At 62.6% G+C, this 12,608-nt stretch carries 11 protein-coding genes; 7 read left to right on the top strand and 4 right to left on the bottom strand.

Annotated features, from left to right (window positions below; genetic code table 11):
* Positions 1-356: 356 nt before the first annotated feature.
* Positions 357-626, top strand: a complete 270-nt coding sequence (locus tag HDG37_RS30570; protein WP_184054175.1) for a DUF1488 family protein — start codon at positions 357-359, stop codon at positions 624-626.
* Between the two features lie 1,088 nt (positions 627-1,714).
* Here HDG37_RS30570 and HDG37_RS30560 read toward each other — a convergent pair.
* The 4 genes from HDG37_RS30560 to HDG37_RS30545 all read right to left on the bottom strand — a co-directional run bounded on the left by HDG37_RS30560 (position 1,715) and on the right by HDG37_RS30545 (position 3,436).
* Positions 1,715-2,185 carry an RES family NAD+ phosphorylase gene (locus HDG37_RS30560; protein ID WP_184054185.1) on the bottom strand — a complete coding sequence of 157 codons (471 nt, stop codon included), beginning with the start codon at positions 2,183-2,185 and terminating at the stop codon, positions 1,715-1,717.
* Positions 2,182-2,637 carry an antitoxin Xre/MbcA/ParS toxin-binding domain-containing protein gene (locus HDG37_RS30555; RefSeq protein ID WP_184054173.1) on the bottom strand — a complete coding sequence of 152 codons (456 nt, stop codon included), beginning with the start codon at positions 2,635-2,637 and terminating at the stop codon, positions 2,182-2,184. The genes HDG37_RS30560 and HDG37_RS30555 overlap by 4 nt, the downstream gene beginning before the upstream one ends.
* Positions 2,638-2,771: 134 nt before the next feature.
* Positions 2,772-2,987, bottom strand: a complete 216-nt coding sequence (locus HDG37_RS30550) for a hypothetical protein (protein WP_184054189.1) — start codon at positions 2,985-2,987, stop codon at positions 2,772-2,774.
* Positions 2,984-3,436 carry a hypothetical protein gene (locus tag HDG37_RS30545; RefSeq protein ID WP_184054171.1) on the bottom strand — a complete coding sequence of 151 codons (453 nt, stop codon included), beginning with the start codon at positions 3,434-3,436 and terminating at the stop codon, positions 2,984-2,986. Before HDG37_RS30545 ends, HDG37_RS30550 begins: the two co-directional genes overlap by 4 nt.
* Positions 3,437-3,731: 295 nt before the next feature.
* Here HDG37_RS30545 and HDG37_RS30540 point away from each other — a divergent pair, with 295 nt between their 5' ends.
* The 6 genes from HDG37_RS30540 (at position 3,732) to HDG37_RS30515 (ending at position 12,594) form a co-directional block, all read left to right on the top strand.
* Positions 3,732-4,403 (top strand): hypothetical protein, encoded by a 672-nt coding sequence (locus HDG37_RS30540; RefSeq protein ID WP_184054169.1) that lies wholly within the window; start codon positions 3,732-3,734, stop codon positions 4,401-4,403.
* Positions 4,390-6,282, top strand: coding sequence for an integrase (locus HDG37_RS30535; RefSeq protein ID WP_184054167.1), 1,893 nt, complete (start codon positions 4,390-4,392; stop codon positions 6,280-6,282). The genes HDG37_RS30540 and HDG37_RS30535 overlap by 14 nt, the downstream gene beginning before the upstream one ends.
* Positions 6,283-6,296: 14 nt before the next feature.
* Positions 6,297-7,796 carry an ATP-binding protein gene (locus tag HDG37_RS30530; RefSeq protein WP_184054165.1) on the top strand — a complete coding sequence of 500 codons (1,500 nt, stop codon included), beginning with the start codon at positions 6,297-6,299 and terminating at the stop codon, positions 7,794-7,796.
* A 126-nt stretch (positions 7,797-7,922) separates the two neighbouring features.
* Positions 7,923-8,123, top strand: coding sequence for a hypothetical protein (locus tag HDG37_RS30525; RefSeq protein ID WP_184054163.1), 201 nt, complete (start codon positions 7,923-7,925; stop codon positions 8,121-8,123).
* Positions 8,124-8,173: 50 nt separating this feature from the next.
* Positions 8,174-9,895, top strand: a complete 1,722-nt coding sequence (locus tag HDG37_RS30520; RefSeq protein WP_184054161.1) for a site-specific integrase — start codon at positions 8,174-8,176, stop codon at positions 9,893-9,895.
* A 20-nt stretch (positions 9,896-9,915) separates the two neighbouring features.
* Positions 9,916-12,594, top strand: a complete 2,679-nt coding sequence (locus HDG37_RS30515; RefSeq protein WP_184054159.1) for a DEAD/DEAH box helicase — start codon at positions 9,916-9,918, stop codon at positions 12,592-12,594.
* Positions 12,595-12,608 lie beyond the last annotated feature (14 nt).

Raw genomic sequence — 12,608 nt, 5'->3', positions numbered from 1 at the left:
CCCAACTTTTATGTAGAGTTTCTACGACCGGAGACCTTTGCTATCGCGGGCTGGATTCGACACTGCACATAAAAACTTTCGGCCGGTAATACCGGAAATGTGCTGCAGCACATTTTGGGTACCTGCACAGCGACGAAGTGAAGCGCGCGCGGCAGATCGGCGAGGCTTTTACAACCCGGAGGTGAGAGTGCCCGCTCGCGTCACGAACGCGCCTGTCAGCCGCCGTCCGGTATGCACGCCTGGCGCTTCGCGATGCCCAGCAGCCTGTATCCTGATGCCGGCGACGATCGCCAACGTCATCAGACCGATACACATACCGCTTTACCCGCATAAACGGCAACGCCCTGAAACCCGTCATGGAAAAACCTGAATTCGAGCCGCAGATTCTGGCAAGCCGCCAAGGCGTGTCATTCCGCCTCGTCAGAGGGCAAACCCTCGTCGAATGCGTCATCACGACCGCAGCGCTCGAGGCTCATTTCTGGCTTGAAGACCGGGCCGACGACCTGCGGATCCTCAGGACCTTCCGCGACGGATATAGCCGCATCCGCGCGATCGCTGAACGCAAGCTGCTCGCGCACCTGGGCGCACGCGTCGAACTGACACCTGACGATTTCGGGCGCCACTGATCAAAGCGAGCACGGCAGGTGACGCCACATAGTTGTCCGCAATGAAATCACGGGTTGCTCAACCCGCATGCCCTTTTCCGGACGGACCGGGGTCGTGGCCCGTATCCCGTCCTGCCGCCAGACCGGGTTGCGGCGAAGCCAGGCCGGAGGGCGCCAGCGCTTGACAGTTAGTTGCGTCACGAGCGCCGGACGACTTGAGGACACACGGGTTGCTGCCCTATCTCTGGCGCGTAGCTGAAAGGGAGAAACCGACGGACGTTGCGACTGGGCCTTGTACTGAGCCATTCGCCTGCGACGATAGGCTGCCGGGAAACAGGTCCCTTGCGGGGGCTATGAGCCTATGAACGACGCGCGGCGATGCGTCGCGTTCGCATGGCGTCGGCCGGAGATCTGCGTCTGCCCGTCAGCAGTCTGAGGCGGAGCACACTCCGGTTTTTCTGAAGGACGGTCATCGAGGCCGTGACGGTTTTGCGCGTGACACCGACGCGCAGACGAACCACCTATTCCTCCCTGACCGATAGCTCTATGCCAATCCCGCTCTCTGCCGACGATCGCGTTTCTCGCGATTCGGAGGGCGGGTAACGGACCAGTCCGGTCCTCGGCGCCAGCTTCCCGAGTGCGGCATTTCGGCCAGAGCCGACGGTCGCGGACTGTACGTAGTACGGCAGCTGCATGTCGCACTGCTGTCATTCGCAAACCGATGTCGGCGAACGTCGGCTATCGCTATTCAATGACCAAGTCTTTCCGACCCGTTGCCGGCAGTCGGTCGCTGTACACGACCCGTGCGGGCGTTTCAGAGTTATAGCTTGATAAAAGTCGCATCCGGTATCTCCGTTGGATACCGGATGCGGCGAGCTGATTTCAGATCCGACGATCACGCTTGCACGACACCGAAAGTCACTACTGCAACGCCGCCTCAGCTTTTCTTCGCACGTGTTATCGACCGGGAATTATTAGTTGCTGTCCCGCCAGGATCAAATTAGGATTCGGCAGATTGTTGCGCTGCTGGATTTCACGATAACGTGCTCCGCTACCCAATTGAGAAAGAGCGATGACGTTAACTCACGCAATATTTCATCAGCATTTCCCTACGCTTTTGACATCAATTTCAGAACGCGGGGATCGTGTCGGACCTGGATTGCCATGCTGATCGTGAGGTGACCAGCGTCTTCGTGTTCGGGATTCATCAGGTAGTTGTGCGCGTAAGGAACGACTGCGCTTGGTACCTTCAGCAGTACGCTGCCACCGGCACCCAGCCATTCAGTCCCGGCATCCTGAGACCACGCCATATCGTCCCGCCAGTTGGCGGGGATGCCGTCGTCGGCCATCTCCGCAATCGTTACGTCGTCTGCGACTTCAACCTTGAGCAGCTGATAGGTATCCGGTAGATCGGCGGGGCTGCCGATTTCCAGATGTACCAGAATCTCGAGAAGGGCGGCCGCGGGGTGTTCGGCCAGATACACTACCGGCTGGCCGGCGAAATGCCATCGGCCCGCTGCCCGCTGGCCACCAATGCCTTTCAGGTCGGCGTAGTTACTGATTCTCCACAGGACCATCAGGCAAAGTAGCCTTCGTCAAGCTGGACGAGCGCCTCCTCGACCAACCGGGCGCCGTGCTCGGTCCTCGCCATATCGAGCGCGGTCCTCTCACCGAACCGCTTCTGGGAATTTCGCAGCCACAGCATTGCCTTCCCGGCATTGCCAAAGGCTGAGGTCGCCTGGGCGACGATCTTGGCGAGACGAATCGCTTTGTCTGACTCCTCCGTCGAGAGTCGCTCGTGCTGTTGCCGACGGTGTGTCAGCGTCCGCCGGGGGATGATGAAAGACAATTCATCGGCCTTCAGTCCGTGCTCTGCAAGACGGTCGATCACGGCGACGCCGACCCGTTCGGTCGCGAGCTCTGCAAGGTCGGAACCGCTGCGCACAGGCGCATCAAGCAGCCGCTGCAAGAGGGCGAACTCTTCCCGGCGCGGGTTGCCCGCTCCGCTTGGCTTGAAAGAGATAGTGATCATCGCGGCTCCATTCGGCAATTTGCCCTTTCATTATAGGCATTTTGCCGCCCTACTGCCACGCCGTTGTTTGCTTCTCGTTGACGCCCGCAGCCGGTGCCACATCCAACATTCTCCTCCCAACCGCAATACGGGGTTTATCCGCCCTCCTGAAACAGCCCATTTTCCAGCTCCGAAAGACTGATCCATTTGACCGCGCTGCGAAACACCCGGCCATCCTCGCGGACCGACTCGATCACCGCCCGCTGACCACTGGCTTCGGCGATCACGCGTACGATCCGCGTTCCATATCGCATCAGCGCCCCGATCAGCGGGCATGCTGGGCGACGACGACGCCCGGACCGCTTTTTCATCCGGTGGGCCCCTTTGCTCCGCGATCCCTGCGAACGGTCCGCATGGGTTTCCTCGCCACCCCGGTACGCCGCGCCGGGCGGCCCGCGATGCCCACGTCCGAAACCGGCACGGCCGAAAGCTTTTGCCGAAGCGTCTCCAGCTCGTCGACGTACGCAGCGTTGGTCGCCTCAAGCGCGTCGAGCCGACCCTGCATCAGCCCGGCCTGATGCCTGGCGTCGCCCAACTGGCCCCGCAAGGTTTCCGATTCAGTGCGATGACGCTCGTCGTGCTGCTCGGCCCGCTGCACCGCGGCATCCAGGTCTTTCTGCAGCCGCGTGGCCAGCGCGCGTTCGCGCTCAATCTCGAGTAGCGCGCGCTTTTCCGCTGCCCGCAGACGTTCCTCCGAGCGCTGCGCGTCCTCACGCAGCTTGTCCAGTTCGCGCGCAAAGTCCGCGCGCGCCTGTGCCAAGGCCGCATCGCTGTCGCGGTTTTCCCCTGCAGGCGGGCGACATCGGCCTCCAGTGTGAGCCGCGCCGCGTCAGCCACCGCCAGCGCCTGCCCGAATTCCCGGATTTCCGTCTGCGCGGTAAGCAGTGCGGCGTTGCGTTCGTCGAGCGCGGCCTCAGCCTGTCAATCGAACTAAACATAGAACCGCGGCATCGGCTGAAACCCGCTTCAGGCCGCAACAACGTTGATGAGGGTTCCATCTTTACGTCAACCCCGAGTGACTTAAACTTGCAACTTTCGAAGAAATTGAACTAAAGTTGATCGATTATGAATGTTCCAACTTTACGTCATTCATGAATTCTCCGGTTCCTTTACCCGTTCGGCGTCTTCCCAGACAAACCCTTCATCACGCCTGGGCGCCCAAACTGCAACGTCCGATTCTCTTTTCCTCGGCGATGCAGCTTCGCCTATGGATCATGCTCGAGGCAAATCCCGGGGTGACGAGCTACTGTGAACGGCCTGCGCTGTCCGTCGAAGGGGTGACGGAGCCATTGGCTGACTTTTGGGTCATGCGTGATGGAAGGGAGCAGTGGTTGAGCATTGACGATAGTGCCGACCTGCATGAACCGCAACCCGCGGCGCAGACCAGCCGGTCGGCGCCAGATGTCGAGATCATTTCAAGAGAGGAAATCGAACGTCATCGCATCTGGATCCAGAACTGGATGCTATTACTTCCCTATCTGGCAACAGGCGCACATCTGATCGAGCCAACCTTGCTCGCGAATGTCGTCGAATTCTTCGATCACTCCGCGACCATCGATGAAGCTGAGCAGCATTTTCCCCGCATCGACCCCGTGCTCGTCCGAACGGCGGTGATCGCCGGACTGCATAGCGGTCAGCTCATCAGTCCAGGTCTGGTCACGCTTGCGTTCAGCCGGCACACACGGGTGAGCCGATATCATCGCGGGGAAACACATGAAGCTCAGTGACATTCCCGAACAACTGGCAGATTGCAGCGCATGGCCCGGGGTCGATCCGTCGGCAATCGATGCTGCTCGCCTGCTGGTCTACCAGAAGCGCGAAGGCGCCATCCAGGCTTACCTGCGCGGCACGCCGCCTGTCGATCTGAAGCGACAGTTCGACATCAACCGGAGTACCCTGACGCGCCTTCTGGAGCGCTGTCTTGCTCCCCATCCCGATGGCAGGATCCAGGGCTTTCGCGGACTTATTCCGCACGTCCGAACGAAAAGCTACCGCCGTATTGTCCCGGCGGTTCGACGCTCACAGCGCGGAGGGTTGACAGGCGCGCTGGGGCAGTTGTTCGAACAGTTGCCGCAACTGGCCCAGATGCTGGAACGAGAAGTTGGGGCTGGTACGCTGGGAATCGCAAAAAACGGCCGGCTCTATGGACTCCGAAATGCGCAGTCAAAGCTGATCGCGGCCTGCCGGGAAGCGGGTCTTGGCACGCAGGCCTGGCCGCTCAGCCAGGCCGAGATGGGATACCGGTCATTGGCTCGCTGGGTGAGGCGCCGGCTCGAGGCGCGGGTTCCAGTACGCCGCACGGACAGTCGCGAGCGCGCCTGGGAAACCACCATCCGTCCGTTTTCCGTGGTCGAACTGGATGGCCACAAGCTGGACCTGCGGCTGAGGATTCGTTTTACTGAGCCCTCCGGCGTCAGCGTCGATCTTGAAACGGAGCGCCTGTTCGTGGTCACGCTGATCGATGTCTGCACCCGCGTCGTGCTGGGCTGGCAGGTTGTGCCCGCGCCCGAATACAACCACCACGATGTACTGGCCGCGATGCAGGACGCACTTCGGCCACGCCGCAAACGTGACCAGCTACTCATTGCCGGGCTGACATATCGACCGGGGGCCGGTTTCGCGTCGGATGCCTGCCCGGAAGTCGCTTACGCATGCTGGGACGTCCTGAAGGTCGATAACGCCGCGGCACATCTGAGCGAGGAAACCTTCGTGCCGGCCTACCAGTTCATCGGTTGCCGGCTGGAAGCGGGCCCCGTTGCGCAGCCGACGACACGGCCTTTCATCGAACGATTCTTCCTGACGCTGACGGACCGCATGTCCAGGCAGGTTGTTGGCACCACCGGCCGCAACCCGGAAGATCCGGCAGGCCAGCGAGGCAGACGCGTACCCGTGGAACAACTGATCACCTTGCCTGAGCTCGAAGAGTTGCTGGACGTGACCATCGCGAACTATCACGCATCGCCACACGACGGTCTGAACGGGCGCACGCCGCTGGAGGCGCTGCAACTGGCCATCGCCCATCAGCAGACTGCCGTGCGCACGTTGCCCCAGTTGCTGCGCGCCCGGCTGCACCAGTTGCAATCGGTTCATTTGTGCACGGTACGAGGTAGTGTGGCGCGAGGCGTCGCGCCCTACATCAGCTTTTACGGTGCAAGGTACAGCAACGAGGTGCTGCAGCGCACGCCTGGGCTCAACGGTGAAAGAATTCGCGTCTATCCGAATCCTGCCGACATGCGCGAGGCATGGGCCTATCTGCCCAACGGAGCCGAGCTCGGCCGCCTCGCTGTCCATGAGGGCTGGCGCTACAGCCGGCACACGTTGCGGCTGCGCAAGCACATCCTGCGACAGCGGCGACTGGGCAAGCTCAAGTTTGCCGGTGAGCAGAATCCCGTGCAGGTGTTGTCCGAAGCCCAGCGGCGCCTCAGGAAGCGCAGCCGCAAACAGGCCACGGCCATCATGCAGCTTTCGCAGCAGACCTCTGGTGACGGGCCGGATACTGTGTCGGCGGTTGCGTCCCAGACGCCCACCCCACCCACGCGTCGTCGCCAGGCGAATGCCGTGGTGGTGCCCGTTGATCTGGGGGATCTGAAGGTACAAAACCGCTGACAGGGAGAACCTGCATGTCCGACGACATTCGCCGACCGGTTGCCTACGACAAACTTCCTCTTTGCCGACGCAAGTACCGGGTTCCCACGCCCTCCATCGCAGCCTTTCGCAAGCTCATCGATGAATGTCTGTTTCTCTATATCACCGGGGCTCTGATTCATGGTCGCCTCCGTATCGGGAAGACTTACGCCATCGAATTCCTGCGCCAGGATCTTGAACGGCGATATCCAAAGATTTCCGTGTATGTGTTGCGTTGCCCGCGCTCACAAACGGCCTCGGAAAACAACTTCTTTTCGGCGCTGCTGCATACCGTCAAGCATCCCTCGCAAAGCGGCGCGTCCAAGGCGGCGCTGCGCGGTCGCCTGCTGCACAAGCTGCGGCAGGTGGCCGAAAACAAGGGCGACGATCGTGTCATCCTGTTCGCCGACGAAGCGCAAAACCTGCGTGAAATCGAGTACGAATGGCTGCGTGACCTGCACGACGAGATGGAGAGCAACGCGCTGCGCCTGTTCACCTTTCTGGTCGGACAACCGCAATTGCTCGCACAGAAATCGGTCTTCCAGGCGCAGGACAAGGAACAGATTGTCGCGCGATTCATGGTCGAGGAGCTCGCGTTTCGGGGCATTGTCAGCGCGGCCGAATGCGCGGCCGTTCTCGCGACCTATGACAACGGCGAATATCCCGCGAACTCGGGCTGGAGCTACGTGCGATTCTTCGTGCCAAAGGCGTATGCGGCGGGGCTGCGTCTCGCAGAATCCGCGGCCCGGTTGTGGGATGCATTCGAAGACGCACACATCAAGGCGAATCTGGATGGGCCGGTGGAGATCGGCATGAAATACTTCACTGCCGCGGTCGAAGCCGCACTGCTGTCCGGTTCAGCCCGAGACAGTGAAACCCTGAAGTTCGATGCCCTCTTCTGGAACGAGATGGTCGAACGAAGTCGTTATGTGCTGGGGCAGAAAGCAGGTCGACCCATGTTGTCCGCCATCACGCCGCGCCAGGCATCGCGCCCCGTCATGAATATTACCGCTGCCATACCGCCTGCCGATGCGATGATGGCGGTCGCCGCCATGCCGTTTCCGCCGCGCGCCCCGGTCACGGGAAGATTCGCGCCTCAATCTGCCGCAGACATCGAAATCCGGATGCTATGCCGGGCCCGCTGCATCCAGCTGTTGAACCGGCTTTACGAAGTACCGCCACCTTCACTTGCGGAGCTCACTGAGCGGTGTAGCGTTAAGCTCGCCATGGTGAATCAAGGCCGAATTGTTCCGTCACCAGACGACGATTGGGAAACTGGCGTCATTGCCTGGGCTCGTGACGACTGGCCGCATTTCGACGACGTTTTTCTGGAATACGAACAGGTTCTGAAGCATGTCGGGTGCGACCTCTTTGGTGATATCCGCCGAATTGCTCCGATGTATCTGTTCGTGCCAAATCGCTGTGATGCGATTGTCGCCCACACCCAGGACATGAGTGTCGATCAGGCCACTGCTCTCGGCTGGTCAATCAGCTGATACGGTTTCTCGCGCACATGCGCGGCAGAACACAAGCCTTGCATGCCAGCCGTGGGCCTGACCGGATGGCTTGCCCACGCACCACACCGTCCCGCTGAGTTTCCTCCTGATCGCTGGCGGGAGCAGATGTCCGCGTGGCTGGCGCAAGATCTGGCGAGGTCAGCCTGCGCATGGGCGCGCATTGCGCGGTTCATGCGTGCCAGAGAAAAATATCTGTTTCACGCGCTACTCGTGCGGCCCGCTGACCTGGCACGCCTGCACCCGCCTTTTCAAGGCGGCACACAGTCTTTTGCGCTCGAGAAAAATTTTAAAAATTCGAAGCAGTGAGATAATTGATATTATCGCGTCATTCATTTCGCACATGAAAAGTTGGCACCATGGAAACGCGTCAGACCCAGGAGCCCGCCGGGCAGGGTTTCCCCAATGCCGACTCGCTTGCCGCCCTGCGCAGCTGGTATGCGGGCCTGTCCTCGCGCGCAGCCGTGGCCCGCTACCTGGGCGGGCGCAGGGCGGCAGGCGTTTCCTCACGGGGTCTCATCGGAGACATCCGCAGGCAACTGATCGCCTTTGCGCATAGCCGGCATCGGCCCGATCTGGCGGCAGTCTTCGAACATACACCCACGCAACGGCACGCACGGGCGGGCACGGTCGAGCGCACGATCAGGACGCTTGGATCGTTGCCCGTACCACAACCGCAAGTGACCGACGACGTCGCGCTGTGGTTCGCGCCGCGCACAGTGCGGGCGCTGCATGCGCACGGCATTCGTACGCTCACGGATCTGACGGTACGCATTCCGCGCCGGCGCCAGTGGTGGACCCGGATCAAGGGGCTCGGGGCGACCGGCGCGCACGCCATCGAAGCGTTCTTCGCCGCGCACCCTGCCTTGACCGAGCGTGCCCGTGCCTTGATCACGCTCACGCAGCCGGCCGGTATCGTGCCGTGGGAGCAGCTACGGCTGCCGCATGAAGTCGACGGTTCGCAGGGTACGTTGCGCGCCCCGTGCGAGACCTGCACGCTCAATGCCACGAACGACTACGAGGCCGTGCAGGCGTGGCTCGCGCTGCACGAAACAGTCACGACGCAGCGCGCCTACCGCAAGGAAGCCGAGCGGCTGATCCTCTGGGCCATCGTCGAGCGAGGCCGCGCGTTCTCGTCGCTGACGACCGAAGACGCGATTGCATACCGGACGTTTGTACGCCGTCCCTCGCCCCGTGAACGCTGGGTCGGTCCCCCGCGACCGCGTGATTCTGTCGAATGGCGCCCCTTCACAGGCGGCCTGTCGGCGCGCTCGACTGCCTACGCATTGACGGTCCTCTCGGCGCTGTATCGATGGCTCATCGAGCAGCGCTACGTGCTGGCCAACCCCTTTGCCGGCGTCAAGGTTCGCGGCGCGGCCCTGCGCCCCGAACTCGACACGACGCGCGGCTTCACCGAGGGTGAGTGGCTGCTGCTGCGGGCCTTTGCGGACGGTCTCGAGTGGTCGTACGGCTGGTCCGGACCGGCCGCACAGCGGCTGCGCTTCCTGCTCGACTTCGGCTACGCGACGGGCCTGCGCGCGAGCGAACTCGTGGGCGCCGTGCTGCGCGACATCCGTGCTGACGGGCACGGCGAGTCGTGGCTTCACCTCATTGGCAAAGGCAGCAAACCCGGCAGGGTGGCGTTACCGCCGCTGGCAACCGATGCGCTTGATCAATATCTGCTTGAACGACGGCTGCCGGTCTCACGGGAGCGCTGGAGCCCGGCGACGCCAATCCTCGCCAGCCTCGGCGAGAATGAGGGCGCGGGTATTACGGGCGCGCACCTGTGGCGCGTCATGCGCCGGTTCTTCGTGGAGGCCGCTGGCGTGCTGGAGGGTGATCATCCGCTGCTGGCGGAAAAACTGTGCCGCGCGAGCCCGCACTGGATGCGGCACTCCCACGCCAGTCATGCACTCGCGCGCGGCGCGGAACTGACGAGCGTACGCGACAACCTGCGCCACTCGTCCATCTCAACGACCTCGATGTACCTGCGCGGAGACGACCTCAAGCGCGCCCGGCAGTTCGCTGAGGCCTTTGGACGTCGCATCAGGAAACAGCGTACACCGTCTGACTTGCAGTGAAATCAGCGCCTTCGACCATCATGCCTTCGATCAATACGGATCATCTTGCGCCCAACATCACGCCGACGGGTCATCTTCTTGCGGTGCCGAAAACCGATGCTCCCCCTGTGCCGGAAGACATCGCGCTCGACCGCGCTTTCCAGGCCGGCGCAGGCCACGGTCTGCTCTATCTCGGCAGCACGGTAATCGGACGGGCACTGCCCCCCGCCTGGGGCTGGTGGCGCGACTTCGCCATGCGTTACGTCACCGCGTTATGCACGACGGCCACAGACGGGGACATCGCAGTCGCCGAACCGGACGCCCGGGACATCGGGAGGCTGATCGACGATGCCCCACCCATGACGGGCGTCGAATATCTCACGCCGCAAGTGCTCGCGACACTGTGGGGCGAGATCGGCAGCGCCCTGCGCCAGGAGCTGGCCAGCACGGGAGGCTCGCTTCAGGCATTTCTCAGGTCGCGTCACCCCACCTGGAATCTGGTGGGCCGGGTCCACTTCAATCTTGCCGAGAACCGGAAAGACCCTGAGGCCCCCTTCGCTTTTCTGGCCACTTATACGGCGCGCGTCTCCGCGCATGGCAAGACCCAGCATCAGCCCCTGTCGCGCTCGCTCGAGGAATTTTCCGGCACGCGCAACAAGGCGCAGCTTCTTTCGCTGCTGGTCCCCGTTCAGCGGGCGGCCGAGTGTTGCGACTGGGTGCGCTCCATGCTTGAGTCGCGCGAGATCTATCATCCGCTGCGCTGGACGCCCACCGAGGCCTGGCACCTGCTCCAGGATTTGCCGTCACTCGAGGCCGCCGGCATCATCGTCCGGCTGCCCGGTACGTGGACGACGGGTCGTCCCGCGCGGCCGAGCGTCACGGCCAGTGTGGGCACGAAACCGCCGTCGCTCGTCGGCAAGGATGCGTTGCTCGATTTCAATCTGGCGGTCTCGCTCGAGGGCGAACCATTAAGCCCTGCGGAAGTCCGAAAGCTGCTCAAGGGCGCCGACGGCCTGCAGTGGATCCGCGGGCGCTGGATCGAGGTGGATACCCGGAAGCTCGGCCGTCTTCTGCAACGCTTCGAAGATCTCGGGCAGGCCGCGCAATCGGGGCTCCCACTCAACGACGCGCTACGCCTGCTGGCAGGCGTGCCGGGCAATGATGCCGAGGTGCCTGAAGAACACGACTGGGCGCAGGTCGTGGCCGGTCCCTGGCTGGCCGATACCCTTCAGAACCTGCGTCAACCGCAAGGCCTGGCGCGCGTCGAGCCGGGCCCCGGGTTGCATGCGCAGCTTCGACCGTACCAGCACGCGGGCGTGCAGTGGCTCTACCTGCTCAGCCGGCTCGAACTGGGCGCGTGTCTGGCCGACGACATGGGGCTCGGCAAAACGATCCAGATCCTCGCGCTGCTCCTCATCCTGAAGCGCGAACAGCGTGATCCACGTCCCAGCCTCCTCGTTGCGCCGGCCTCCTTGCTGGCCAACTGGGCCTCGGAAGCCGAACGCTTTGCGCCCGGTCTGCGCGTCCTGGTCGCCCACCCCTCCGTCACGCCCGCCGAGACCCTGCGCGGCCTCGATGAGGTGCGGCTCGCCCAGACCGACCTCGTCATCACCAGTTTTGGCGCGCTGCTTCGCCAACCCGCGCTGGAGACGATCCGCTGGCGCCTGGCGATCGTCGACGAAGCGCAGGCAATCAAGAACCCCGGCGCCAGGCAGACCCGGCAGGTCAAGAAGCTTCAGGCGCAGTCGCGCATCGCCCTGACAGGTACCCCCATGGAAAACGGCCTGGCGGACCTGTGGTCCATCTTCGATTTCACGCATCCGGGCCTGCTGGGCTCGGCGAAGGATTTCGCCGGATTCAGCAGGCGTCTCGCGAAAGCCGGGCACTTCGGTCCGCTTCGCTCGCTCGTGCGACCGTACATTCTGCGCCGCCTGAAGACGGACAGGAATGTCATTGCCGATCTCCCGGAAAAGACCGAGCTCAAGGCCTGGTGTCACCTGAGTCCCGTCCAGGCCGCACTGTACGAGCGCGCGGTTCAGGACCTGGCCGCCGCGCTCGACGGTGCACAAGGCATCGAGCGCAAGGGCATCGTGCTGAGCTACCTGATGCGTTTGAAGCAGATATGCAACCATCCGTCCCAGTGGCTCGGCGACGCGGCATGGAAGCCTGAGGCCAGCGGCAAATTTGCGCGTCTGCGGGAACTGGTCGACGTGATTGCCGCGAAGCAGGAAAAGGTACTCGTATTCACGCAGTTTCGCGAAACCACCGAGCCCCTGGCGGCGTTTCTGGGATCACTGTTTGGCCGCGAGGGTTTGATCCTGCATGGCGGCACCCCGGTCGGAAAGCGGCGCGAGCTGGTCAGGCTTTTTCAGGAAGACGAATTGACACCCTTCTTCGTGCTGTCGCTCAAGGCGGGCGGAGCGGGGCTGAATCTCACGGCCGCTTCCCACGTGATTCATTTCGATCGCTGGTGGAATCCGGCCGTGGAAAATCAGGCGACGGACCGGGCCTTTCGCATCGGCCAGCGCAGGAACGTGCTGGTGCACAAGTTCGTCTGCCGGGGCACAGTCGAGGATCGGATCGACCAGCTAATCGAAACGAAGCAGCAACTGGTGAAGGATGTGCTCGAAGGCGGAGCGGAGCTGCTGCTGACTGAAATGACCGATCGGGAGTTGCTCGATCTCGTCAGGCTCGATATACATCGTGCGCAGGAAACCTGACTACGCAAAGGGAA

The organism is Paraburkholderia sp. MM5384-R2, from assembly GCF_014201025.1.
GTDB classification, from domain to species: Bacteria; Pseudomonadota; Gammaproteobacteria; order Burkholderiales; family Burkholderiaceae; genus Paraburkholderia; species Paraburkholderia tuberum.
This window is presented reverse-complemented; position numbering and strand designations above follow the sequence as displayed.